General features: G+C 35.9%; 24 protein-coding genes. 11 read left to right on the top strand and 13 right to left on the bottom strand.

The window, feature by feature from the left end:
* Positions 1-5: 5 nt before the first annotated feature.
* The 10 genes from B9N62_RS10850 to B9N62_RS08940 form a co-directional block, all read right to left on the bottom strand.
* Positions 6-128: a hypothetical protein gene (locus tag B9N62_RS10850; RefSeq protein ID WP_257640233.1), complete on the bottom strand. Its 123-nt coding sequence runs from the start codon at positions 126-128 to the stop codon at positions 6-8.
* Between the two features lie 237 nt (positions 129-365).
* Entirely contained in the window at positions 366-911 is a 546-nt protein-coding gene (locus tag B9N62_RS08980; RefSeq protein WP_087585204.1) for a hypothetical protein, read from the bottom strand.
* Between the two features lie 111 nt (positions 912-1,022).
* A complete protein-coding gene (locus B9N62_RS08975) occupies positions 1,023-2,129 on the bottom strand; it encodes an NnrS family protein (protein ID WP_087585270.1) in 1,107 nt (368 codons plus the stop codon).
* Positions 2,122-2,811 (bottom strand): ABC transporter ATP-binding protein, encoded by a 690-nt coding sequence (locus B9N62_RS08970; protein ID WP_087585269.1) that lies wholly within the window; start codon positions 2,809-2,811, stop codon positions 2,122-2,124. Before B9N62_RS08970 ends, B9N62_RS08975 begins: the two co-directional genes overlap by 8 nt.
* Complete coding sequence (locus tag B9N62_RS08965) at positions 2,811-3,608, bottom strand: ABC transporter permease (protein ID WP_054196111.1); 798 nt, start codon at positions 3,606-3,608, stop codon at positions 2,811-2,813. The genes B9N62_RS08970 and B9N62_RS08965 overlap by 1 nt, the downstream gene beginning before the upstream one ends.
* Positions 3,605-4,570 (bottom strand): ABC transporter substrate-binding protein, encoded by a 966-nt coding sequence (locus B9N62_RS08960; RefSeq protein WP_087585203.1) that lies wholly within the window; start codon positions 4,568-4,570, stop codon positions 3,605-3,607. Before B9N62_RS08960 ends, B9N62_RS08965 begins: the two co-directional genes overlap by 4 nt.
* Before the next feature lie 11 nt (positions 4,571-4,581).
* Entirely contained in the window at positions 4,582-6,432 is a 1,851-nt protein-coding gene (locus tag B9N62_RS08955) for a TonB-dependent receptor domain-containing protein (RefSeq protein ID WP_087585202.1), read from the bottom strand.
* Positions 6,433-6,674: 242 nt separating this feature from the next.
* A complete protein-coding gene (locus B9N62_RS08950; protein ID WP_087585201.1) occupies positions 6,675-7,136 on the bottom strand; it encodes a molybdate transport repressor in 462 nt (153 codons plus the stop codon).
* Between the two features lie 11 nt (positions 7,137-7,147).
* Positions 7,148-7,582, bottom strand: a complete 435-nt coding sequence (locus tag B9N62_RS08945; RefSeq protein WP_087585200.1) for a molybdopterin synthase catalytic subunit — start codon at positions 7,580-7,582, stop codon at positions 7,148-7,150.
* Between the two features lies 1 nt (position 7,583).
* Positions 7,584-7,805, bottom strand: a complete 222-nt coding sequence (locus B9N62_RS08940) for a MoaD/ThiS family protein (protein WP_087585199.1) — start codon at positions 7,803-7,805, stop codon at positions 7,584-7,586.
* Positions 7,806-7,888: 83 nt separating this feature from the next.
* Between B9N62_RS08940 and nspC the strand changes: the two genes are divergently transcribed.
* Positions 7,889-9,028, top strand: coding sequence for a carboxynorspermidine decarboxylase (gene nspC, locus B9N62_RS08935; protein ID WP_087585198.1), 1,140 nt, complete (start codon positions 7,889-7,891; stop codon positions 9,026-9,028).
* 78 nt (positions 9,029-9,106) lie between these two features.
* Here nspC and B9N62_RS08930 read toward each other — a convergent pair whose 3' ends face one another.
* Positions 9,107-9,703, bottom strand: a complete 597-nt coding sequence (locus B9N62_RS08930; protein ID WP_087585197.1) for a DJ-1/PfpI family protein — start codon at positions 9,701-9,703, stop codon at positions 9,107-9,109.
* A gap of 341 nt (positions 9,704-10,044) precedes the next feature.
* Here B9N62_RS08930 and B9N62_RS08925 point away from each other — a divergent pair, with 341 nt between their 5' ends.
* The 9 genes from B9N62_RS08925 to B9N62_RS08885 all read left to right on the top strand — a co-directional run bounded on the left by B9N62_RS08925 (position 10,045) and on the right by B9N62_RS08885 (position 20,826).
* Complete coding sequence (locus B9N62_RS08925) at positions 10,045-10,992, top strand: formate dehydrogenase subunit gamma (RefSeq protein ID WP_087585196.1); 948 nt, start codon at positions 10,045-10,047, stop codon at positions 10,990-10,992.
* A 151-nt stretch (positions 10,993-11,143) separates the two neighbouring features.
* The gene (gene yedF, locus B9N62_RS08920; protein ID WP_087585195.1) at positions 11,144-11,743 is read left to right on the top strand and encodes a sulfurtransferase-like selenium metabolism protein YedF; all 600 of its coding nucleotides are present in this window, start codon (positions 11,144-11,146) and stop codon (positions 11,741-11,743) included.
* Positions 11,740-12,762, top strand: coding sequence for a selenide, water dikinase SelD (selD, locus tag B9N62_RS08915; RefSeq protein WP_087585194.1), 1,023 nt, complete (start codon positions 11,740-11,742; stop codon positions 12,760-12,762). Before yedF ends, selD begins: the two co-directional genes overlap by 4 nt.
* Before the next feature lie 92 nt (positions 12,763-12,854).
* Positions 12,855-13,484 carry an NAD(P)H-dependent oxidoreductase gene (locus B9N62_RS08910; protein ID WP_087585193.1) on the top strand — a complete coding sequence of 210 codons (630 nt, stop codon included), beginning with the start codon at positions 12,855-12,857 and terminating at the stop codon, positions 13,482-13,484.
* A 146-nt stretch (positions 13,485-13,630) separates the two neighbouring features.
* Positions 13,631-17,725 (top strand): diguanylate cyclase domain-containing protein, encoded by a 4,095-nt coding sequence (locus B9N62_RS08905; protein WP_087585192.1) that lies wholly within the window; start codon positions 13,631-13,633, stop codon positions 17,723-17,725.
* On the top strand, positions 17,725-18,591 hold the full coding sequence (locus tag B9N62_RS08900) for an ATP phosphoribosyltransferase regulatory subunit (protein WP_087576583.1): 867 nt from the start codon (positions 17,725-17,727) through the stop codon (positions 18,589-18,591). Before B9N62_RS08905 ends, B9N62_RS08900 begins: the two co-directional genes overlap by 1 nt.
* Positions 18,592-18,593: 2 nt before the next feature.
* Entirely contained in the window at positions 18,594-19,844 is a 1,251-nt protein-coding gene (locus B9N62_RS08895; protein ID WP_087585191.1) for an adenylosuccinate synthase, read from the top strand.
* Complete coding sequence (locus B9N62_RS08890; protein ID WP_087585190.1) at positions 19,841-20,263, top strand: flagellar export protein FliJ; 423 nt, start codon at positions 19,841-19,843, stop codon at positions 20,261-20,263. Before B9N62_RS08895 ends, B9N62_RS08890 begins: the two co-directional genes overlap by 4 nt.
* On the top strand, positions 20,263-20,826 hold the full coding sequence (locus tag B9N62_RS08885; RefSeq protein ID WP_087585189.1) for a MotE family protein: 564 nt from the start codon (positions 20,263-20,265) through the stop codon (positions 20,824-20,826). Before B9N62_RS08890 ends, B9N62_RS08885 begins: the two co-directional genes overlap by 1 nt.
* 120 nt (positions 20,827-20,946) lie before the next feature.
* Here B9N62_RS08885 and B9N62_RS08880 read toward each other — a convergent pair whose 3' ends face one another.
* Together B9N62_RS08880 and B9N62_RS08875 are read right to left on the bottom strand one after the other, a co-directional pair.
* Positions 20,947-21,948, bottom strand: a complete 1,002-nt coding sequence (locus tag B9N62_RS08880) for a TerC/Alx family metal homeostasis membrane protein (protein ID WP_087585188.1) — start codon at positions 21,946-21,948, stop codon at positions 20,947-20,949.
* Between the two features lie 18 nt (positions 21,949-21,966).
* Entirely contained in the window at positions 21,967-23,166 is a 1,200-nt protein-coding gene (locus B9N62_RS08875) for a molybdopterin molybdotransferase MoeA (RefSeq protein WP_087585187.1), read from the bottom strand.
* 134 nt (positions 23,167-23,300) lie between these two features.
* On the opposite strand from B9N62_RS08875, the gene yedE reads away from it, so the two are divergent.
* Positions 23,301-24,359, top strand: coding sequence for a YedE family putative selenium transporter (gene yedE, locus B9N62_RS08870; RefSeq protein ID WP_087585186.1), 1,059 nt, complete (start codon positions 23,301-23,303; stop codon positions 24,357-24,359).
* Positions 24,360-24,469: the final 110 nt, after the last annotated feature.

Below are 24,469 nucleotides of genomic sequence, written 5' to 3'. Positions count from 1 at the left end.
GCGGTTTAACTCGGGTGCTTTTTGGCGTTTAGCGCCTCAAATTTCTGCTTTAAAATTTTAAAAATCTCGTGCTTTGGGAGTTCGTATTTGTCGTATATCACGGCATCATCATCGCCGCTAGGCTGCATGAGGCCATATGCCAGCTCGTCTTTTTTTAAATTTTATGTTTGAAACACTAATTTTGCGCTTGGCGTCTATCTCGGGGATGCCAATTTCGTTGATATCTTTAAAATAAAATTTCGCATTCTTGCCGCGTTTTTGTATGAAAAATCCGTCATCTTCGATTTTTTGGTATCACAGAATAAGAAATGAGGATAAAGAGGTAACTTCGGCGCAAGCTAACTTACTGGCGCCGAATTTGAAAGTTATTTTATAGTTGCCTCAAAGCCAACATCTACATCTGGATAGCTCTTTCCACCGTGAAATGGTTTGGCAGCAGCGGCAAATTTATCAAAGCTCTCATTTAGCTTCAAATCATTTACAAGATCAACCGAAAATTTTGCCATTAGCTTGCCATTTTGCACTTCATATTTTGTTTTAAAAATTTTTGAATTGCCATTTATGCTAAGCTCAACATCCATTTCTCCGGCTTTATCATCGCCATTTACTGCTACGATCTTACCATCTACTGCCTTGCCATCGAAAATAATGCCAATCCTTTTATCGCGGTCAGGCAGCTTTGTATCGATATCTTTTGGCTCTAGCTTAAATTCAAAGCTCTTTAAAAAATCAGCAAAATTTGCATTTTCTTGACTTTTAAAATTTATCGTCTTAAAAGTACCTGGTACGGCTGTTTTATTTGCTAGCTTGTAACCAGTAAATGTTACCTTTGGTTCACCTTCTACACTAAATGCAAGAGCTGAAACTGCAAAAAATGAAGCTGCTAAAGCAACAGAAGTAAGTTTGTTCATAAAGTATCCTTTTTATAATATTGATAATAAATATCGCAAATTATATATCCACTTACTTCAAAAAAGACTTAAAAACTCTTTTTAATTAGTGAATAAATTTTTAATATCTTTTTACTCTGGATCATCGCTAAAATCGTTATCCCTAAAGATCACATAAAAATTTATGAGCCAAAAAACAAAAGCGATTGCTATGAGTGTTGCTGGTAAATGAATGTAAAAGCCACTCCAAAAATAAGCCAAAATTCCTCTGCTAATGCCAGCTAAAAGAACTAAAATAAAAGCAATCTTACTAAGGCGTAAAAACTCAAGTTCTTGTCCACTATGACGAAGTCCTGCGACATTAAATATAAGCATCACGCTAAAAATTACCGCATTTATCGCTATTAGATGCATAAAATTTGTTTCAAGATGGAGTCCAAAAATACCGCTAAAGCCGATTCCCAAAAATCCAAGCGCTAAAAATAGTTGCATAAAATAGTATAAAAGTACAAAGCTATGCTTAAAAAGCTCTTTATAGTGCCATTCTTTAAGCTTTGCAAGTACCGCACTTCCACAAGCTATCGCGGCATAATAGACACCCATACTTGCTTCAAAAAATATATTAAAAAGCAAAAAGGCGCAAACGCAGCAGATAGCGATATTTTTATAGATAAAATTTGGCACAAAAACAGCTTCATCCATGCCTTCTTCTCTTTTTAACGCTTCTTTTCCAAGCACGACACTAACGCGGTACGAGATGAGTAAGATAGCGATTACGTGGATGAAAACTTGTAAATTTAGAAATTTTTCATTGCCACTTATTAGATAATAAATTTCAAAGCCTAAAATGCCAAATAAAAAGCCAAGAACGCCAAATTGATCATCGTTTTTATCCTGCCAGATCATATAAAGACAAAGCAAAACCAAATAAAGCCAAAAAAGAGCGATAAAGCAGTGTGCTAAAAATAGGCTAAAAAATGCCAAGATAAAGCTTGTAAAAAAGAGTGAAAATAATATATAGGCGTGTATTTTTAAAGATGCTTGAAAATTTGTCCAATCAGTTAGTCCAGTTAGCAAAAATCCAGCATAAGCAAGCGCTAAGAAAAGTTGCAAAAATATAAATTTATGCAAACTCACAAAATCAGTTGGAGTAAAAAACACACTAGCACCAAGCACCGCACAGGCGGCACTCATTAAGAAAAATATCCTCATAGGATGAGTAAAAAAGTTATTAATCATAATAAATTTGACCTTTGAAATTTTCATCTATCATCTTGCTAATAAACGTAAAATCACGCTCTTTGAAATCTTTGTCTATTTCAAGTTCTCTTTGTATGACCGCACCTTTACTTGATAGGAAATAAATTCTATTTGACATCTTGATAGCTTCCATTCTATCGTGCGTAACGAGAACTACGCTCATACCTTCGCTTACTCTTTGGCTGGTAATCTCAATCAAAATTTCTTTCATATCATAATCAAGCCCAGAAAAAGGCTCATCCATCAAAAGTAGATCAGGCTTTGTCACGACCGCTCTTACAAAAGCTACCCTTTGCCTCATACCGCCGCTTAGCTCACTTGGGTATTTTAAAGTATCCTTTTGGCTTAATCCAACCTTTTTAAAAAGCTCTAAAACAGCGTTAATGTCTGGTTTATCCATAACTAAAAGCACATTTTCAAGAGCATTTTTCCATGTTAGTAGGCGATTTTCTTGGAAAAAATATGTAGTCTTTTTAAAGTTATTAAAAATTTTTCCTTTTCTAGGCTCATTTAGTCCGCTAATAAGCCGAAGTATCGTTGTCTTGCCACATCCAGATGGTCCAAAAAGCGTCACCACCTCGCCACCTTTTACATTTAGACTAAAATTCCTTACGACCTTATCTCTTAAAATTTCATACTCTACATTTTTAAGCTCAAGCATCATCTTCTCCAAGGCATCAAAGCTATTTTTAAGGGCTCGATGATAAGGTATTCAAAAAGCATGATAAGAGTGATGCTTAAAAGAACATACGCCATTACCTCGGTTGTTTCAAGCATCGCCCTTGCATTTGCTATCTTTGCTCCCATGCCGTTATTTGCGCCCAGTAGCTCAGCCATTATGACTATCTTTACGCCCATTGCGACAGCTACGCTAATAGAGCTTATTATGTAGCTCGTAAGATGCGGGATATAAAGGTGTCTTATTTTTTTTAAAATTCCTAGATTATAAGCGTCAAACATCTCTTTTAGCTCCTCATCTACGCTACTCATAGCAACTGCTGAGCTTGCAAAAGTAAGCGGTAAAACGGTTATAAAGATAGTAAAAACGGTGCTAAAATTTCCAAATCCAAACCAAAAAATAGCAAGTACTATCCAAATAATTGGTGGCATTGACAAAAGCAAGGTGATAACAGGCTTTAAAAAGGCTGCAAAACTTTTAAAACTACCTGCTATTAGCCCTAAAAATATACCAAAAAATGTTGCCGAGCAAACTCCAATCAGTGATCTGCAAAGCGTTATATTTATCTCGCTGTTTTTATAATCTTTTAAAATTTCACAGGCTTTTAAAAATACATCTTTTGGTGGCGGAAGTAGGAGTGGGGAGCTAAACTCGCTTCCCACTTGCCAAATGGCTAAGATCAAAAAAACTACGGCAAATCCGCTAAATCCTCCCCAAAAATAGTCAATTATTTTTAAAAAGCTTGAGCGATCTTTTTTAATACCATCAATTAGTATCATAAAAATAGACCTTTATCTGGCATCTTGCCACCTAGAAATTTTGGATTAAACTGATAGATCTCTTCAAAAAATGCCATGATTTCATTTTGTAGTTCATTTGCTTTTGTCACTGTTAGATTTGCCTTATCAAAAGCATTTGCAAGTGCTACTTCTGGAGCTGGCAAGTAGCTTGAGCCTATCTTTGCTGCACTTTGTTTGTTCTCAAGTATCCATGAAAGTGCATTTTTAAGATCGCTATGAAGCGTATCAAATAGATTTAAGTTTTTCTCGTAAAAGCCTCTTTCTACGATAATGCCAGCCATTGGGATTATTGGTTTTGTACCAAAGCTATCGCCCCAAATTTTTGGAAAATCAACCGAATAATGCACGCTAACGCCTGCTTTTTTACCGCGCAAAATAGTCGCTTCGCCAAGAGGTTGTGGAACTATTAAAATGTCAAAATCTTTTTGTAAAAATAAAAGCAGAGCCTCAGGCGGCGTTGCTGTGTAGGTGATGTCTATTTTGCTAACGTCTATGCCTCGCTTCTTGCAAAGCGCTCTTAAAACAAGATCAGGCATGTCGCCTCGAAATGGCATGACTAGCTTTTTACCTACAAAATCTTCTAAATTTTTGATCTTTTCATCCTTGACCATAGCGTTCATCACGCCAAGAGTCAGCAAATTTAACATCGCAAAATCAAGCCCTTGGTTTCTTAAATTTGCAGCGACATTTGATGGTGACATCGTGACTTTTATATCCCCACTAGCTACACCTGCACGAAGCTGATCTGGTGTTTTCCAGATATTGAGGCTTACATCATAAGTTTTATTTAACTCCCCTTGCAGTGCAGCAACTGCCATGATGACACTTGGGATCGCTGGTGCGCCCCACATAGTAAAGCTCTCTTTTGCAAATAAATTTGGCGCAAATGCGCTAACGCCTAAAGCTGTGCTAAGTCCTAAAAATTTTCTTCTATCTAACATCTTTTTCTCCTTTAAAAACTGCTGTGAAAGCTAATGAAAAATGTTCTGCCAGGGGCATGAACGACTACCGGATCAAGTGCTGCTACGTGATCACCACTGATAAATTCTGCATAATCTTTATCAAATAAATTTGCTACGCCAAATCTTATGCCTACTTTATTTTTAAACTCTACACCGCCATAAAGATCAAGCAAACCAAATCCTTTTGCGGCCTCTTTTTTGTCGATACCTAGACCATTTTGCTTGCTAAAATCGCCCCTAGTTTGCTTTGAAACTAGTCTTAGTGCAGTGCCTAGGTTGTAGCTGCCAAAGCTTGCATAGTCTTTGTAGTCAAATGCAAAATTTGCCTCAAAAGGCCTTATTTGATAAAGCGGCCTTCCATCGGTTTTGTTTTGTCCGTAGTTGTAGTAAAGTGAGCTTTTTAAGCCAAAGTGCCTTGCAAAGCTATATTCTGTATTGAAATTTACACTATAAAGCGTTGCATCAACGTTTCTTGAGATGACAGCATTTTTATTTAATGGCATGGCAGCTTTTGAGTGGCGTCTATCAAAAATGATTAAATTTTTTACGCTATCAGCGATGAAATGTCCGCTAAAACCAAATGCATCTTTGTTTTGTAGAGAGTTTAGGTATTCTTTGTAAAACTGACTGCCAAATTTAAAGCCAAGAACTGCTCTATTGTGTCTTTCTGGCTCTAAATTTGGATTTGCTATCCAGCCATTATCGCCTGCGCCATAAAGTGCGTTAAAACGCTCCATGTTGCTTGGCAAACGAGACAAACTCTCAAGTTTTGCAAAGTAGCTATCCTTGTCGTTTGGTGTAAATTTATATTTTAGGCTTGCACTAAAAGCGTCTTTTTTGATCTTATCGCTTACATCCTCACCATAAATTTGACGAAGTAGTCCGCGAGTCGTACTAATAGCTGGATTTGGTGCAAAAAATTTAGTATCAAGTCCGTTAAGCTTACTTCTTTGCTCTTCGTATTTTAAGGCAAGTGAGGCTTCATTTGCTTCATTAAATTTATAAGCAAGTGTATCAAAGAGCATAAATTTATCATTTCTAACATCAGCAAATCTATATCCGTTAAAGACCCAGTTGTTGCCTTGCTTCATGTATCTTTTGCCGTCATGTTTATCTTTTTCAAAGCCAGCGCCTATTTGATTGTGAAAGCTTGCAAAGTCAGCGTCATACTTTAAATTTGCCTCAAATATATTCCTCTTTAAATCCACTTTTATATTTGGAGTGTCATCTCTTAGATGAAAATTATCAGCTTTTCGCTCAACCTTTTTTAGGATAAGTTCAAAATTTAGCGTATTTGAAAGATCTTCTTCGCCTAAGCGAATATTTAGTTTGCCAACTTTTCTTGTCGTTTTAAAAGCATCCATCGCATGTTCTGGCTGCTTGTCTTTGTCGATATTGTCCCTTAAAAACGTAAGTCTAAGCTCACTAAGATCATTTGGCACGAAGCCTAAGATAGCGCTTTGGCCTTGCCTATTGTAGCCATAGTCCCATCTTTTGCCACTTCCATCTTTATAATTATTTGCTTTGGTGAAATTTGCATTTAAAATGGTATAAAAATTTGAGCCACGATATTTAAAAAGCGATGAATTGTAAAAGCTTTTGCCATACATTCCAGCTGAGATATGAAACATATCAGCTGAGTTATCAAGCAAATTTGTAACAAATGGATATTCGTTTCTTTGAGTGCGGTCAAACTGATTTTCTACAAAGGCGCTTTGTACAACATTTGGTGTGATAATTGGTGGCGGAGCAAATTCTTTAATAGGTTTTATAGTGTCTAAATTCGCTTCATTTGCTAAAAGCAGTGATGAAAGAACTGCTAGGCTTAAAATGGGCCTCATGTAAACTCCTTTTTAAAGATATAATTATGATTTCTTTTATCAGAATTGTAGTAGCAAAACCCTTTATAAAAGTTGATGTAAGTCATCTTTTAAATTTTTAATCCATAATTACGAGCTTATTGTAGATAAAATGCTTAATTTTATTTTTGCAAGAGTAGCTAAATGGTGTAAATTTAATGTGAAAAATGTATAAAATTTTGATAATTGTTATATAAAAATTTTTAGATCATAGGTTGATTTAATTATGCTCTAAAATTATTAAGCCTATCTCTTAGCTCTTTTGAAATGGTAAATTTTGAGAGTTCGTATTTATCAAAAATGATGATCAAATCATCACCTAGTGGTTGCACTAACCCAAAGCAAGCATCTCTATCAAGACGGTTTTTCTTAAATTTTACGCTTAAAGTTTCGACTTTTTTCTTATCGCCAAAACTCTTAATGGCGATTTCGTCGATATCTTTAAAGTAAAATTTTATACTTTTTGAGCCTTTTGTGATGATAAATCCATCATCTTCAATACGTAAAAAGTTATTCTGTAAAATTTTTCTAACACAAAAGAACACTGAGAGAGCGCCAATGATGACACCAAAGAGAGACACTGTGCCAAGAGCTAGATAAAAGTAGCCAATGATGCTAAATATAAAAAGTCCAAGCCCAAAGGCTAGCGCCCAAAATACATCTTTTTTACTCTCTTTTGTTATCATCATTTTTCCTTTTAAGCTAAAATTCCAGCACCATTTATCGCTTGGCTGCGCTCTTTTGCATAAATTCTCTCGCCATTTATCACGTCATATTTCCAGATCGGCGCATTTGCCTTAAAGTCCTCGACAAACTCGTTTATAAGCCTTAGCGCAACCTTTCTTTGAGGGCTCACAACGCCTGCAATATAAGAGCTCGTATGCACGGCCACATCACCTTTTGAGTGAGCAAAGAGTACGTAGGCGTTTTCTTTTTTGGCTCGCTCCTGCCAAGCATCTAGCCATTTTTTAAGGATCGGCTCATAGATATCAAAGCTAAGCGCCGAAATGCCACCTTCCTCTCTTACGATCCCAATAAAAGTGATGAGTGCACCGCAGTTTTTATCTTTAAAGCGTTCATACCACTCGTTTGTGATGCTTTGGACATCCAAGCTTCCGTTATAAATTTGCATCTTAACCCCCACAAACTGGCGGCAAAATAGAAATTTTATCACCTGATTTAAGAGCGAAATTTATATCACTTACGATCTCGTCATTTACAGCCACAGCACAGATATTTAGCCATTTTTTAAGCTCCTCTTTATCGCTTAAAGCCGCTTTTACCTCGCCTAAATTTTTAGCCTCTACCTTTAAATTCTCTACCCCGATAGGCCCAAGAAATTCGATCTCTACCACATTTTATCCTTTGAAATTTTTGCTGATTTTACTTAAAAATAAATTTAGATATACTTATTTAAAAATTTAAAAAGCGAGCAAAAATGAATGAAATTTTAAAGAGCATAAAAACCCCAGCCTACGTCTGCGAAGAGGCAAAAGTACGTAAAAATCTAGAGCTTTTAAGATACGTAAAAGAGCAAAGCGGAGCCAAAATTTTAGTCGCACTCAAAGGTTTTGCATTTAGCGGAGTGATGGATATGGTGGGCTCATATCTTGACGGAGCGACTTGCAGCGGGCTTCATGAGGCTAAATTTGCTAGCGAATACGTAAAAGGCGAGATTCACACATATAGTCCAGCCTTTAAAGACGAGGATTTCGATGAAATTTTAAAAATTTCAAAGCACATTACATTTAACTCTTTTGCGCAGTGGCAAAAATTTAAGGGTATTGCCCTGCAAAATGGTATCATCTGCGGCCTAAGAGTTAATCCAGAGGTCTCGCTAGCCCCAACTGACAGCTATAATCCATGCGGTAAATTTAGCAGGCTTGGCATCACGAGGGCAAATTTTAAACCCGAGCTTATTGAGGGCATTAGTGGGCTTCATTTTCACGCACTTTGCGAGGAGAGTGCAAGTAGCTTGCAGATCGTACTGGAAGCATTTGAAGAGAAATTTGGTGAGTTTATCCCAAAGATGAAGTGGATAAATATGGGCGGCGGCCACCACATCACGAGGGCTGATTACGACGTGGAGCTGCTTATAAAGATAGTAAAGCGCTTTCGCGAGAAATATGGCGTTGAGGTCTATCTGGAGCCTGGCGAGGCCGTTGGCTGGCAGACTGGCTTTTTGATAAGTAGCGTGCTTGACATCGTGCATAACGAAAAAGACATCGCCATCCTTGATACCTCGGCCGAGGCGCATATGCCTGATACTGTGCTCATGCCGTATCGTCCAGCCGTTAGAGGTGAGAGTGAAAATGGCAAATTTGCTTATAGATTTGGCGGTAATACCTGCCTGGCTGGCGATATAGTGGGGCTTGAAGCAGGCGATGCGGAGTATAAATTTGATAGCGAGCTAAAAATCGGCGATCAAGTCATCTTTGAAGATCAAATTCACTACACTATCGTGAAAAATACGACATTTAACGGCATAAAACTGCCTGATCTACTACTTTTAAAAGAAGATGGCGATATAAAGATGATTAGAGAGCTTGACTATGAAGAGTATAGGCGTAGAAACTAATCGCTGGCCTTGCGGTTAGCTTTTGGCTGCTAAATACTAAAAGCTCATTTGTATTTATATCTATAAAATTTTTACAGATTAGTATCCATAAATTTTGGCAAATTTGTCTATCTTTGCACTCTTTTGCCAGTTGTATTCGGTTTCATTTGCGATATTTTGAGCTAATTCTTTACCGAAATGATCACTTATGAAGCCAAGAGCCATATCCATGCCAGCGGCTACACCTGAGGCGGTGTAGAATTTACCATCTTTTACCCACCTGGCGTGTGATTGCCATTTTACGGCATCACGGCACTGTTTTACCCATTCAAACGACTTTTTATTTGATGTGGCTTTTAGCCCATCGAGTACTCCAGTGCGAGCTAGCAAAGCTGATCCAGTGCAGACACTAAGGCAAAAATTTGAAGCCAAAACACACTCTTTAAGATGTGATATAAACTCGTTGTCTTTTACTAAAATTCTTGTGCCCTGACCACCAGGTACCAGCAAAATACTATTTTTTGGTAAAGTGACCAGCTTTTTTGTTTTTATTTCAAAGCCTTGCTTGCTTTTTATTGCCTTACCATTAAACGATACAAAATTTAGATTTATTCCAGGTGCTCTTGCTAAAAACTCTACAGGACCCATGAGATCAAGTGTCTCGTAATCATCAAAAAGAAGACAAAATAGATTCATTACTCTGCCTTTTGGATAGAAATTTCAAAAATACTTTGATATTTTAGTTTAAATTTTTAAGAAATAAAGGGAAAAATATAAATTTTTAAAGAATTTTTATCTAAAAAATTGAGATAACTGAAAATTGTTTTTAAAATTTAGATAATAAATTTTTAAGTATATTCTAGCAAAAAATTAACAAAACTTAAATATATTTTATTAAATTATTAGTAATTTTTTTTACTAAGGTTTACTTGTGATTAGCTCTGATATAATAGCGATCAAAACGGCATAAATATGTGATTTTAGCATATTTAACTAAAAGCTCAAATCATTAAGTTTTATGCAAATAAAGGAATAAAATGACGAGAATTCTTACTCTACTTTTTACATTGTCTGTTGCGGCAATGGCCATTGAGGGACCAACTGGCGTCAATCAATTTGACAGCACCATTTGGGCAGCACAGAGGATAGAAAATATCAAGCCTTACGAACATGGTTGGGGTCCGATATTTACTTTTATCCAAGGTAATGATTATTTTGCAATAGCAGCACTTTCCATCATTTTGGCTGTTATTGGAGCATTTGCATTACACTTTTTAATCATTGGACCAAAACATTTTAGTCATGATGGTAAAAAGGTGTTTGCTTTTTCATTGATCATACGTATAGCTCATGGTTTGGCAGCGATCTCATGGATCATTTTAGTGCCAACTGGTATCATCATTATGTGGGGTGCAGAGCTTGGTGGTGGAACATTTGTGCGTTTCTGTAGATACTTGCACGATACAGCAACTGTGATCTTTGCTGTTTCTGTGCTTCCTATGTTATTTACCTGGACAAAGAGAATGCTTCCGGCAATTTATGATGTAAGATGGATGATGATAGTTGGCGGCTATTTATCAAAGAAAAAGAGACCTGTTCCAGCTGGTAAATTTAATGCTGGTCAAAAAGCATGGTACTGGATCGCTATCCCTGGTGGTATCGTTATGATAATTACTGGCGCGATTATGTATTTTACGGACTTTAAAGAGCCAGCGGTTGCTTCTTGGTTTGGTCTTACACAAATTGATCTTTTAAGATACAGCGTAATTATCCATAATTGTCTTGGCATCGCATGTGCAGTATTTTTCTTAGTTCATATTTATATGGCAGCTATTGCTATTCATGGTGCTATTTGGTCGATGATCACTGGATATAAAGAGGAAGAAGAAGTTTATGTTCTTCATCACTACTGGTATCAAGAGCTCGTTAGAGAGAATAAAATTCCAGTATCTGATTATGAAAAGTCTTATACAAATTTAAAATAATTAACTTTACTCTGACCTTGCTAGTAAGCGAGGTCAAAGCTCTCTTTTATCTCAAATTTATACATTAAAATTTTTAAAATAATTAATATTTTTTTGGCTATAATCCAAACTAGTTTCAAGGTTTGAAATACTAATTGCAAAAGGAAAAATCATGACAACAATTGATTGTAGAAATTTAGAGTGTCCAAAACCAGTCATAATGACAAAAAATGCACTTGATAGTTTAAGTGAAGGCGAAAGTTTAGAAATTTTGGTAAATGCACTAGCCCCAAAAGAAAATATTTCAAGATTTTTAAAAAATCAAAATATAAACTTTAGCCTCGAAAGCAATGGCAACGAAACTAAAATTTTAGCTACAAAAGGCAAAAATGCGCTTGAGCTTACAAATTTTGATGAGTTTGTCTGCGATATAACACCAAAAAATGAAAAAGTGCTCTATCTAAACGAAGAGCGCGCGGGAAGTGGCGAAGTAGGAATAAATTTACTATCAAAATTCCTAGGAGCATTTCTTCAAGTTGAGAAAAAACCAAAAATAATAATCTGCGTAAATAACGCTGTAAAGATGACTACAAACCGCTCACACCCAAGCTTTAAGCCGCTTAAAGATCTTGAAGCTGCTGGTATTAAAATTTTAAGCTGTGGAAGCTGCTTGGAGGCTTATAAGCTAGTAAGCGATCTTGCGATTGGCGAAATTTCAAATGCCTATGAGATTATCGACATACTCTCAACTCACGAGCAAATTAAATTATGATCTATCGCGACAAAAAGCTTACGCAGTTCGTTAGAGCCGCTGGTTGAGCTGCTAAGCTTGACCCGTCGGGTCTAAACAAAACGATTAGTAGTTTAAATTTATCTCATCCAAATCTGCTCTCAAGCACTAACTCAAACGAGGATGCAAGTGTTTTTAAAATTTCAAGTGAACTTGCATTGGTTCAAACGCTTGATTTTATAACGCCTGTGGTAAATGATCCATTTATATATGGACAGATTGCCGCTGCAAATAGCCTAAGCGACGTTTTTGCTATGGGTGGTGAGGTGATGAATGCACTAAATATCGTAGGCTTTGATAGTTGCAATCTTGCATCTGAAATTTTAGGCGAAATTTTGCGAGGTGGAGCCGATAAAGTAAAAGAGTGTGGCGGTATCATCGTTGGCGGACATACGATAGAGACGCAGCAGATGTATTATGGACTTAGTGTCACTGGAAGAGTCCATCCCGATAAATTTTGGGCTAATAATACAGCTATAAATGGCAATGTTCTTATCCTTACAAAACCACTTGGAAGTGGTATTTTAAGTACAGCGATAAAGGCTGATTTGCTAAGCATGGAGCAGATAAAAGAGGCTGCAACTATCATGGCGCAGCTAAATTTTTATGCATTAAAAGCACTTGATGGTATCAACGTTTACGGCGCCACTGATGTGACTGGATTTGGCTTTTTGGGGCATTTAAGCGAAATGCTAAATGAAAAGATCAGTTTTGAAATTTATGAAAAAAACGTGCCAATCATTGCAAGCGCAAAGGAATTTGCAGATATGGGCATCATTCCAGAAGGAAGCTATAAAAACCGCGAATTTGCAAAGCATTTTGTAGATAAAGAAGCTGACATTTTGCTATTTGATGCACAAACTTCAGGCGGACTTTTGCTTGCAGTTGCTGAAAAGGACGCGATGCTTGCAGTAAAGCGCTTAAAAGAAGTAGGCTATGAAAGTTCAGCTATCGTTGGCTCTGCGGTGTCAAAGAGCGAGTTTGGTATATTTTTAAGATAAATTTTTAAAAATAGCATGCTATCCATTGCGTTAGTGAAATCTTTTAATTTACTTAGCCATTCTATAATTTCAAAAACTACAAAGGAGAGATGATGAATTATCTTGAAATTTTAAAATTTCGTCATGCTTGCAAGGTTTTTGACGAAAGCAAAAAAATCGACGCTGGAGAGTTTGATTTTATACTAGAGGCTGGTAGACTAAGCCCTAGTTCAACTGGCCTTGAGCAGTGGGATATCTTAGTTGTTCAAAATAAAGAGCTTAGAGAAAAAATAAAAGCTCTTTCATGGAATCAAGCGCAAATCACATCTTGCTCACATTTAGTTGTCGTTTTAGCTAAGATCAAAGAGGTAAAATTTGGAAGCACATACGTTAATAAAATGATCGCTAGAAATACCAATAAAGATCCTGAAGCCATTGCTGTAAGGCAAAAATTTTATCACGACTTTTTGCTTGCAAATTTTAAAAATGATGATGAACTAACATTTCAGTGGTCGCATGAACAATGTATGATAATCGCCACAAATATGATGAATGCAGCCGCGAGTTTGGGCATTGATAGTTGCCCGATAGAAGGCTTTGATAGACATGCTTTAAATGAACTTTTGGGGCTTGATGAGAGTTTTCAAAGAGTGGCCATCATGGTGCCATTTGGCTACCGCCTAAATCCACAACCAAAAAAACTTCGCAGAGAAATTTCTGATATCGTTACTTGGATCTATTAAGATATTTGAGCCAAATTTTAAATAAATTTTTGGCTCAATTTTAAATAAATCAATAAATTCTAAATAAATACTTACCTTTATAAACCCAAATCAAGTAAAAATGGGATAAAATCAGAGCCAAAACCTAAACTAACGAGGTGTCTATCGTGCTTGAGAAACAAAAAACCAGCCTTCAAATAGTAAAAATGTTTTATACAAAGGCTATTTTACTTTTACTCTCATTTATATTTTTAGCATTATTTGTAGTTTGTGCCGGCACGAACGATATAAAGTATGATCTTAGCTCAACTAATTCAAATATAAAATCATCAATCTCAAATAGCTTTTTTATAATAAAAAACGATCTATTTTTAAAATCAAAAATGGTTGAAGCAGGTCTTAGCGATATGCTATTTGATAAAAATTCAACAAAAAACGATCTTTATATAGCTTTTTATGTTTTTGATAAAAATAGAAATTTACTCTATTCAAAGAGATTTTTAGGTGCTGATGACATAGCCGAAAAGGATTTATCTTGGCTTAGTTTAAACGAGACAGATGCTGGGAAATTTACAGTATCGGATCGAGTTTATAAAAATAGTCGTTTTAGAGGCATTTATGCATCTTATGGACTAAAAAATGGAGGCAGTATTTTAGTTCAAATTAATATAAAATTTTTGCAAAGCTACACCAATGTAGATTACGATGATAAAAGTAAAACTTATGCTTATTTGGTAGATAAATATGGAAATTTATCAAGAGATGAGTTTTATAAGAAATTCGATGAATCGATGTTTTTGCCTTACGTGAGTCTTGGCGACGAGTTTAAAGAGGATAAAATAATATTTTCTTTAAGCCATATGAGCTTTTATCTCATAAGCTATATGCCAGAGTATAAAATTTTTGTTATTACTGCTTCAACGAAGCATTTTCATATCTTTATGCAGTTTGTGTTATTTTGGCTATCGATCTTTTGTTTTATATCTTCTTTAATTTTATGGGTTAGAGATGTAAAATTTATAAAAAATAGAATAATGCCAGCTTTAAAAGAGGTAAGAGATACTTTAGATGGTGATGAATACGAGATAAGACGAAGCTTTAATGTAACAGAATTTGAAGATATAAAAAATGGAATAAACAAGCTAAAGATAGAAACCAGAAAAGCAACTGATGGGCTAGAAGAATACAAAAGTAGATTTGGCTATATTTTTGAGCAAAGCTTTTTGAAAATAGTAGTTTATGATGCTTATAGCGGCGATATTATTGATGCTAGTAATGCATTTTTGTCTTCCATTGGTTACACAAAAGATGAGATTATAGAGCTAAATTTAAATGATTTAATAGATGGCGATTTTGTATTGTTTATGCAAATGAAACAAGACGCTCAAAATAGCGATATGAGTTTTAAAATCAAGCTAAAAACAAAAGATGGCGGCACTAAAGAGGGATTTTTACAAGAGTCACAGATCGAACTAAGGGATTCTAGGCTAAATTTTATGCTTATACATGAGCTTGACGATGGAAAATTTACGAAAAAGGATAACGAAGCAATAAATGATTATTCGTTTTTATCGCCAAATGTAATAGCAGAAGCATTAAGTAGCGATCCATTTTCTATCGTAAGAAGTACGCAAAATATCGATATTGTCTTTAAAGTCTCACAAGATAAGAAGCTTATAAATTTAAAAAATCTAATAAGCCCTGAAAGTTTAGATGAGTTTGCTGTAAATGTTTCTAATGAATCTAAAAAATTCTTTGAAAAAGGTAGCAAAAATAGCGAGATAAATCTCGTAGCCAATATGCAAACAAATGAAAACAACAAAACGCCATTTAAGATAAAAGTAAAATTTATTGATAATGGTGCTGATAAAGAGCGAAAGATCATCTACTTTTTTAATGACTTAAGTGATATAGCAAAGTTGCAAGAAAAATACGATGCTGAATTAAAATATTTTCAAAGCATACTTTGGGCAAGCCAAGCGCTTGTCTTTTCATGGGATAAAAAAAGCGACACCCTTTATATCCCAAATGCTATCGCCAAGTCGCTCGGATATGCATTAAATGGGGATATGAGTATAAATTTTGAACGCGCAAAAACTATATTTGTAGATGAATTTGTAAGCTTTAAGGACTTTTTTGACCTTATAAAAAAAGGTGAAGTATATGATGGCGAAGTGCGTTTTTATAGGGCTGATAAAGAGATTATTTATGTAAGGGTTAGAGCAAAAGCAATGGCTTTTTATGATGGCGAAGCAAGCGTTATAAAGGGCACAATGCAAGATCTTAGTGTGCAAAATAGCTTTTTTTCTTATCAAGACCTTTTAGCAAAAATTTTCTCATACGCAAAAGAGCAAATTATTATGCTTGATGATGAGTTTAGGATCATAGATGCTAATGACGCTTTTTTCGATACGCTTAACATTTCTAGAGATAAAAATTTTATAGAGAAAATTTACTCAAAAGATATAATAAATTTTAAAAACGGACTAAAAGATATTAAAGATGAAATTTTAAATTCACTTAAAATAACTGGCTTTTGGCAAGGTCTTATTCATGATGTTCGAAGCAAAAATAGACTCGAAGTCATAAGTATAAGCAAGCTTTTAAACGCGTTTGGCGATCAAGAAGGATATATATTGTTAGCTTCAAGCGCAAATGATGATTGCTACAATAAAGAGTATCTCGAATTTATCGCGTATCACGATACGCTGACTGGACTACCAAATAGATTTTTACTTTTTAATAAGCTAGAAAATCTGCTAAAACAAGCGAAAAAAAGCTTAAAAATAGCAGCTTTTTATGTCGATTTTGATAATTTTAAATCGATAAATGACGGATACGGACATCAAGTAGGCGATAAAATCCTAATAGAAATTTCAAAAAAAATAGATGAAATTTTTCCAAAACAAGGAATATTTGCAAGAATAGGCGGGGACGAGTTTATAGGTGCTATGCCTTATGAAAATTTGGGAGAAATTTACGAGACTGCTGAGAACATCTTAAGAGTGGGTCAGAGTAAAATTTCTATTGATGATGATGAAAAAAAACTTAGCGTAAGTATTGGTATTAGTTTAAGTAGCGATGCACTTAGCGTTGATGATCTAATTGAAAGAGCTGATTGGGCTATGTATCAAGCAAAGCTTAATGGAAAAAATAAATATTATGTATTTAATTCGAAAAAAGATATGTACTTTAAAAATGAATATAGGGATGATTCAAAGATCATTGAAGCTATCGATGCTGGCGAGATGTTCTTACTATATCAGCCTGAGATTGATATAAAAAGCGGGGAAGTTAGCAGCTTTGAGGCATTTATTAGATGGAAAAATGGCGATAAGATATTAAGGCCATCAGATTTCTTGCCACTTGCAAAAGGCTCAAAAGCAGTTGTTGCTATCGCATTATTTACACTAAAAGACGCTTTAAAAGCTAGGGCTGTATGGCTAAAAGAGGGAATAAATGCAAAAGTTAGAGTAAATTTATGCATTAAAAAGCTAATGACCTCTGAGTTTTTTGAGAAATTTAAAAAGCTTTTAGAAGATGAGCAGCTAGACGCTAATGGGCTAATCATAGATATCGTTGACTCCGCAAGTGGCGTAAATTTAGATGATGTTGTTAGATATATCGATGCTTATAAGGAGCTAGGCGTTAGCTTTTCGCTTGATGATTTTGCGTCTTATTCGGGCTCAGTAGAAGCTTTAGGTATGTTAAAAACAAATAGATTTAATATAGATAAAAGATTTTGCAAACAAATTTTTGACTCAGTAGAAGCGCTAAAGACCATACGCATGATAAAGTATGTATCAGATACATTTGATTTTGATGTCATGATAAAAAATTTAGAAGATAAAAGCATGCTTGAAATTTTTGTTGGATTTGGCTTTAGTAGATTTCAAGGACGGCTTTTTGCGCCAGAGCTTAGCCTGGATGATGTGCTCAAATTTAAATTCGCTCTATTATCTGCGCTAAATGTAAGAAATTTTCAAGATGATGAGAACTACAATATGCTTTGCAAAATAGTAGGTGCAAAAGAGCTTATGACTTGTTTGATAAATTTGCTTAAATGCGATGAAAAAGTAAGCGAAAAATTAAAAGACGAAATAGCAAATCAAGTAGATGATATCAGAACAATAAATGAAAAATTAGCTGAAATTTTAGATACGATCCTTGTAAAAATAGACAAAGAGAACGTAATAAATTTAGCTAATGAGGCAATTTTGTTATGCGACAATGATCTAAATTTAAGTGGAGCGAATAAATAATGAATGAAAACGCTTTAAATGTTTATGAGCACGAAATCCCAAATGGAAGCAAGCTATACTTTGCCAGTAGCGCAAAGCTAAAGAGGCAGATCGAGCAAAAAGCTAGTGAAATTTTAGAAAATGAAGGCTTTAGCGAGATCGTAACGCCATTTTTCTCATATCACCAGCATTTAAGTGTAGATGCTACAAATCTTTTGCGTTTTAGCGATAGTCTAAATCACGAAATAAGTCTAAGAGCTGATAGCACGGTAGATACTGTAAGGATCGTGCTTAGAAGGCTAAAAGCAAACGAATCAAAAAGATGGTTTTATATCCAGCCAGTCTTTCGCTATCCAAGCCAAGAAATTTATCAAATCGGAGCCGAGCTAATCGGTGAAAATGATGTTTTAAAAAGCATAAATATCGTAGCAAAGCTTATTGATGAGCTAAAAATGGATACATTTTTGCAAGTGAGCAATATACAAATTCCAAGAGTGATTTGTGAAATTTTAAGTGTGCCTATTGAAATTTTTGAAAATGGACAAATGGAGAAAATTTTATCTCAAAATGTTCCATGGCTAAGCGCTCTTGCTCTTTTAAAGTCAGTTGATGAGTTGGATGAAGTGATTAAAATTTCTCCAAGCAAATTAAAAGAACCGCTTGAAAATTTGAGAAATTTAGCCAGCGCTTTAGAATATAAAAATTTAAGAATAGTTCCGCTATATTACTCGAAAATGAGATATTACGATAGTTTATTTTTTAGATTTTTAAGAAATAACAGCATAATAGCAAGTGGCGGCAGCTACGAAATAGACGGAAAAATAAATAGTGGTTTTGCTGTTTATACAGATGCATTGATAGAAGAAAAAATTAATTTAAGGAAGTAAGAATGAGAAAGGCTGATTTAGTAGTTGGAGTTCAATGGGGTGATGAGGGCAAGGGCAAGATAGTTGATATGCTAGGACTAAACTATGACATGATCTGTCGCTCACAGGGTGGTCATAATGCCGGTCATACGATCTGGGTTGATGGCGTTAGATACGCGCTTCACCTTGTTCCAAGCGGAATTTTACATAAAAATATCATAAACATCATTGGCAATGGTGTTGTTGTTTGCCCAGAAGTATTAATCACTGAAATGGCACAGTTTGAAAATTTGGAAGGAAGGCTTTATATTAGCGATAAAGCACATTTAAATCTAAGCTACCATAGTCAAATCGATCAAGCAAAAGAGAGACTAAAAGGCGAAAAAGCAATCGGTACGACTGGAAAAGGCATCGGGCCAACTTATGCTGATAAAATAAGCAGAAGTGGTCACAGAGTAGGTGAGCTACTTGAGCCGGAGCGTTTGTGCGATGCTTTGATGCATGATTTTGAGACGAATAAATGCGTATTTGACGCACTTGGTGTAAAAATTCCTAATGAGAGCGAATTGCTTGAAGAGCTAAAAAGATATAAAGAGGTTTTGGCTCCATTTATCGCAAATACTACAAACCTAGTGTGGAAGGCGCTTGATGAAAATAAAAAGGTATTACTTGAAGGCGCTCAGGGTACGCTTTTAGATATAGACCATGGCACATATCCATACGTAACTAGCTCAAATACCATAAGTGCAGGTGCTTGCACAGGTCTTGGACTAAATCCAAAAGAAATCGGTGAAGTAATAGGCGTCATAAAGGCCTATACGACTCGTGTTGGCTTTGGTCCTTTCCCAACAGAAGACAAAGGCACAAGTGGCGATAAGATGTGCGATATCGGTAAGGAATTTGGCACAACAACAGGCCGCCGCAGACGTTGTGGCTGGTTTGATGCTGTGAGTGTAAAATATGCCTCAAGGCTTGACGGTGTCGATACTTATGCGCTTATGAAGCTTGATGTACTTGATGGATTTGAGGTGGTAAAAATTTGCAAAGCTTATCAATATAATGGTGAAACTATCGATTATATGCCGACAGATCTTGAAAATGCAACTCCTATCTATGAAGAACTTGCAGGCTGGGATAGCGTAAAAGGCATAAGCAAATATGAAGATCTGCCAGCAAATGCAAGAGCTTATATTGAGCGAATAGAAGAGCTAACTGGCGTAAAGATCGGCTACATCTCAACAAGCCCTGAAAGAAGTGATACGATCATTAGATGAAAAGCAAATTTGCCTCTATCGTCCGTGTAAAAAAACAAGAGATGGATAAGGTAGAGGCAAAGCTTGCCATTGCTAGGCTTAATGTAAGGAATTTTGAAGAAAATTTAGTGCATTTAAGAGCAAGGCTTGAGGAGTTTTGCTTGCCAAAAAGTGGCAATATAGGCGAGTTAAAGGAAAATTTAGAGTTTATAAAGATAGCTAGGCAAGAGTTAAATGCCTGCAAAGAGAGCCTTGAGATAGCTAAAAAAGAGGTTTCGCATTACGAACATAAATATAAAAATGCAAATTTAGAGTACGAAAAGATGAAATATCTAGAAAAAGAAGAGTTTAAAAAAGAGATAAAACGCATACAAAAGGCCGAAGCACTTGCACTTGATGAGTTTGCGGTGATGAAATTTACAACTAAGAGTGAGTTGTAATGAGAGCGGTTTTATTATTCTTAACTATTTTAAATTTTGCATTTTGTTTTGAAGTACCAGTTGATTGTACGCAAATTTTTGAAGCTAGAAAAGAAGAAATTTCAAAGGAACTTGAGATCATAGATGAGCAGCGCCAAGCTTTAGAGGTATTTCGCGCAAGCTCAGCAGCAGCCTATGAAGAAAATAATAAAAAGCTTGCCAAAAAAGAAGCTGATCTAAATACGACAATGAAAGTGATCGAGCAAAAACGCAAAGAGATCGATGAAGTGGTCGCCAAAAATGAAAAAATTTTAAAAGAACTTCGCACAATGACTAGTGATAAAGTTAATGAGTCGTATTCTAAGATGAAAGATGGCGCGGCGGCTGAGGTGCTCTCTAAAATGCCTAGATCAAACGCAGCCACCATACTTTATGCTCTTGATGCCAAAAAGATATCAACTATAATGGCAAAAATGGATCCAAAAGTAGCATCCGAGATCACCACTTTGCTTCAAAAAGGACCACCATTTGCTGATGAAAAAGGCGATATGCCAACTCCAGCTGGTAGCATAAATATACAGTAATCAATCTTTTACACAAACAAGTAAAATTTTAAAGAATTTAGACACCAAACATAAAGCACTATGCTTATAAATTCTTAATTTTAAGCTTGCCTAACTTTAGCTTGTATACTTTTGTGGTAGCTATTTTTTAACCAAACTTGCTACGACCCCAACTCCAAGAATGGCTAGAATGATAAAAAGGCTAATTTGTGCAGAAATTTCAAAACCATGATGAAAGATATGAGCAGTCGCATTTAAAGCCAGCTTTGCTGCTATAAAAAATAAAAGCACGATCACAGAAATTTCTAAATACTTTAAAAAATTTTTGAGTGCTTCAAGCACAAAATAAAGCGTTCTTAGCCCAAGTATCGCAAATATCATCGCTGAATAAACAATCACAGGATCTTTGCTCACAGCAATGACGGCTGGAACGCTATCAAAAGCAAATATTACATCGCTTAGCTCAATCACGCAAAGACACAAGAATAAAGGTGTTGCTATCCAAGTGGCTTTTAGCCTTAAAATTTGATCGTTAAGAGTAGTTTTTTGACTATCTGAAATTTGTTTAGAAATTTCGCTAAATTTAACAAAAAAACTATGTCCAAAAAGCTGTGGTAAAACCGGAAAGAAGCGATAAACTGCCCTATAGGCTATATGGTTTGAATAATCTTTTATATCCTCATCGCACTTATCTTTTTTTATCATCATTACGGCACTATATGCGACTATTGTCGCAAATATTAGCTCCATCCAAGGCGAGATGGCAAAAAGCATTGTACCTACGGCTACAAAGATGAGCCTAAATATCATAGCTCCTATAACGCCAAAATAAAGCACTCTGTGTCGGTAAATTTCAGGTATCTTAAACCATGAAAAAATCGCCATCATCACAAAAAGATTATCTACTGAGAGCGACTTTTCTAACGCATATCCTGCAAAATAAAGACTTGCTATTTCACTGCCTCGCTCAAAATATAGATATATGCCAAAAAGTACCGAAACTCCTATCCAAAAGATAGACCAAATGCCAGCTTGTTTTAGTGAAATTTTCTCATCATGTTTATGAGCAAAAAGATCTATTCCAAGGGCAAGTGATGCCATTAGCAGAAAAACTATAATTGTTTGAATTTCTAATGCGTTCAACTTTTATCCTTAAAATTTTTAACAAGGCATCATCAAGACTTCTACTATCTCGCCTTTTTTAAGAATTTCTTTATCCATTGGGATCATTAAAAGTGCAGCTTTGTTTGTTAAATTATTTACGATCGCTGAACTGCCAAGCTTTTTACCATTTAGATTTACAAAATTTTTTCCTTCACGATTTTCTAAATTTACAGCCGTAAATTCTAAAAATGGTGAGCGTTTTTTATAGTCTTCGTCCATTATGGCCGTGATCTTTGGCTCATCATTGCCTAGCCATAAATTTATCAAGACTCTAACATAAAGCACGCACATAACCATTGCCGAGTACGGAAATCCTGGCAGTGCAAAGATATATTTGTCGCCTGATTTTGCCACTCTGATATGACGGCCCGGTTTTATGGCAGCACCTTCGATGATAAGACTAAAATTTTCATTTAAAGCGCCTTTTACAAAGTCGTAATCACCCATGCTTATGCCACCAGTCGTCACTAATATATCAGCTGATTTTAGTGCGTTTATGATCGCTTTTTCGACAAGCTCGGCTTTATCTCTTACGATCTCGCAAAGGATCGGCTCCGCACCCATTTTGCGTATCTGCATAGCGATCCCTACGTGGTTTGAGCTGTGAATTTGTGCTGGATTTTCTAATGGCTCGCCAAGGTCTTTTATCTCGCTGCCAGTCGCTAGTATCGCAACTCTTGGGCGTATAAAAACGCTTACGTGAAAGACACCAAGCTCAGCAAGAAGTGCTATCTCGGCGTAGGTTAGACGTGTGCCTTTTTTGATCAAAATTTCACCTTTTTTGTAGCTTTCTCCTACTTCGCGCACGGCAAAACCCTTTGGCACGCTCTTTTTGATGATTATTTTTGAGCCGCTAACTTCGACATTTTCTACCGGTACAAGTGTATCAGTGCCTTCGCTCATTAGTGAGCCAGTGAAAGTTTTTACACATTTACTACCCTCTATGACTAGTCCTTTGTCGCTTCCAGCAGGCAGGTCTGTGATGAGCTCAAGCTCACTTAGACCATCTTTAAAGGCAAAAGCGTATCCATCCATCGCTGAAACTGGCTTTGCTGGGTAGTTTTCAGCAGCTGTCACGTCGTAGGCGATATTTCTATCAAGTGCGTCTGTGATGGCCACTTTTTCGATCTTATCCCACTCGTTTATAGTATCTTTTAAAATTTTTAGGCTATCTGCGTAGCTCATAAAATCTTTCATTTTTATCCTTTTTATGAAATTTTTGCATATTCTATCCATTTCGCTCTTAAAAAATTAATCTTTGTTTTATTTAATGATTATTAAAATGTAGTTTAAGAAATCAGTTTGATTTTACCCTATACATAGGAATATTCATGAATAAAACAGTGCTTTACATCATTGCAGGTGCAAGCTTAGGCATTCTTGGCCCAGTGCTTGTTTATTTTGGTAACCCAGCAAACATGGGCGTTTGTGCGGCTTGCTTTTTAAGGGATAGCGTAGGTGCTCTTGGCTTTCACCAAGCCAAGGTCGTGCAGTATCTAAGGCCTGAAATTTTAGGGCTTATCATCGGAGGCTTTTTAGCAAGCATGCTTTGGAGTAGAAATTTCACTCCAGTATCTGGCAGTGCAGCATTTTCTAGATTTTTCTTAGGCGTGTTTGCTATGATTGGTTGCCTTATCTTTTTGGGTTGTCCATGGAGAGCATTTTTACGTCTTGGCGGCGGAGATATGACCGCTATTGCTGGTCTTGTCGGTCTATTTGCTGGTGTTTTTGTTGGACGATTTTTCAAGAAAAATGGTTACGTTATACCTGAAAATGATGCCACTACAAAACCAGTTGCGTTTTTGCCATTAATCATTGCTGTTTTACTTTTAGCAGCCCTTGTTTTTGGTTTAAAGCTTGGCGATAATGGTGCATTATTTAGCTCAGAAAAAGGTCCAGGCTCACAGCATGCAAATATCTTTATCTCACTTATTTGCGCCATTGTTATTGGTATTTTTATGCAAAGAAGCAAATTTTGTTCGGTTGGTGCGATCAGCAAAGTTTTTGAGCGTGATTTTTCGATGTTTTATGGCATCGTCTCGGTTATTGTTTTTGCAAGCATTACAAATTTAGTGTTAAATCAATACAAATTTGGCTTTGAAGGTCAGCCTATCGCTCACAATGACATTCTTTGGAATTTTCTTAGTATGACACTCGCTGGTCTTTGCTTTAGCCTAAGTTATGGCTGCCCAGGCAAACATTTAGTGCAAATGGGGGCTGGAAATTTAAGCTCGGCTGTATTTGTTCTAGGCATGGGCGCAGGTGCTGCGATAAGCCACAACTTCATACTTGCAAGCTCACCAGCTGGCATCACTCCTTATGCCCCATATGCCGTAGCGATCGGCTTTATCTACGCTATTTATGTTGGAGTTTTTACTAAAAAAGCATAATATAAATTTGGCTGCCTTTGCAGTCAAATTTACTCACTTTTTATATTTATTATTTCATCAAAAAGTTTAAAAAGCTCACGTTGATGTGTGATCATTGCGATGCTAGGAAC

Source organism: Campylobacter concisus, from assembly GCF_002165785.1.
In the GTDB taxonomy this organism is placed as follows: Bacteria; Campylobacterota; Campylobacteria; order Campylobacterales; family Campylobacteraceae; genus Campylobacter_A; species Campylobacter_A concisus_W.
The sequence above is the reverse complement of the archived record's forward strand: the minus strand, read 5'-3'. Positions and strand labels throughout refer to the sequence as shown.

Excerpts from the sequence above, each read along its gene's own strand:
- B9N62_RS10850 (WP_257640233.1), bottom strand. The coding sequence starts at position 128 with ATGCAGCCTAGCGGCGATGATGATGCCGTGATATACGACAAATACGAA.
- B9N62_RS08980 (WP_087585204.1), bottom strand. The coding sequence starts at position 911 with ATGAACAAACTTACTTCTGTTGCTTTAGCAGCTTCATTTTTTGCAGTT.
- B9N62_RS08975 (WP_087585270.1), bottom strand. The coding sequence starts at position 2,129 with ATGATTAATAACTTTTTTACTCATCCTATGAGGATATTTTTCTTAATG.
- B9N62_RS08970 (WP_087585269.1), bottom strand. The coding sequence starts at position 2,811 with ATGCTTGAGCTTAAAAATGTAGAGTATGAAATTTTAAGAGATAAGGTC.
- B9N62_RS08965 (WP_054196111.1), bottom strand. The coding sequence starts at position 3,608 with ATGATACTAATTGATGGTATTAAAAAAGATCGCTCAAGCTTTTTAAAA.
- B9N62_RS08960 (WP_087585203.1), bottom strand. The coding sequence starts at position 4,570 with ATGTTAGATAGAAGAAAATTTTTAGGACTTAGCACAGCTTTAGGCGTT.
- B9N62_RS08955 (WP_087585202.1), bottom strand. The coding sequence starts at position 6,432 with ATGAGGCCCATTTTAAGCCTAGCAGTTCTTTCATCACTGCTTTTAGCA.
- B9N62_RS08950 (WP_087585201.1), bottom strand. The coding sequence starts at position 7,136 with ATGATAACAAAAGAGAGTAAAAAAGATGTATTTTGGGCGCTAGCCTTT.
- B9N62_RS08945 (WP_087585200.1), bottom strand. The coding sequence starts at position 7,582 with ATGCAAATTTATAACGGAAGCTTGGATGTCCAAAGCATCACAAACGAG.
- nspC (WP_087585198.1), top strand. The coding sequence starts at position 7,889 with ATGAATGAAATTTTAAAGAGCATAAAAACCCCAGCCTACGTCTGCGAA.
- B9N62_RS08930 (WP_087585197.1), bottom strand. The coding sequence starts at position 9,703 with ATGAATCTATTTTGTCTTCTTTTTGATGATTACGAGACACTTGATCTC.
- B9N62_RS08925 (WP_087585196.1), top strand. The coding sequence starts at position 10,045 with ATGACGAGAATTCTTACTCTACTTTTTACATTGTCTGTTGCGGCAATG.
- yedF (WP_087585195.1), top strand. The coding sequence starts at position 11,144 with ATGACAACAATTGATTGTAGAAATTTAGAGTGTCCAAAACCAGTCATA.
- B9N62_RS08910 (WP_087585193.1), top strand. The coding sequence starts at position 12,855 with ATGAATTATCTTGAAATTTTAAAATTTCGTCATGCTTGCAAGGTTTTT.
- B9N62_RS08900 (WP_087576583.1), top strand. The coding sequence starts at position 17,725 with ATGAATGAAAACGCTTTAAATGTTTATGAGCACGAAATCCCAAATGGA.
- B9N62_RS08895 (WP_087585191.1), top strand. The coding sequence starts at position 18,594 with ATGAGAAAGGCTGATTTAGTAGTTGGAGTTCAATGGGGTGATGAGGGC.
- B9N62_RS08890 (WP_087585190.1), top strand. The coding sequence starts at position 19,841 with ATGAAAAGCAAATTTGCCTCTATCGTCCGTGTAAAAAAACAAGAGATG.
- B9N62_RS08885 (WP_087585189.1), top strand. The coding sequence starts at position 20,263 with ATGAGAGCGGTTTTATTATTCTTAACTATTTTAAATTTTGCATTTTGT.
- B9N62_RS08875 (WP_087585187.1), bottom strand. The coding sequence starts at position 23,166 with ATGAAAGATTTTATGAGCTACGCAGATAGCCTAAAAATTTTAAAAGAT.
- yedE (WP_087585186.1), top strand. The coding sequence starts at position 23,301 with ATGAATAAAACAGTGCTTTACATCATTGCAGGTGCAAGCTTAGGCATT.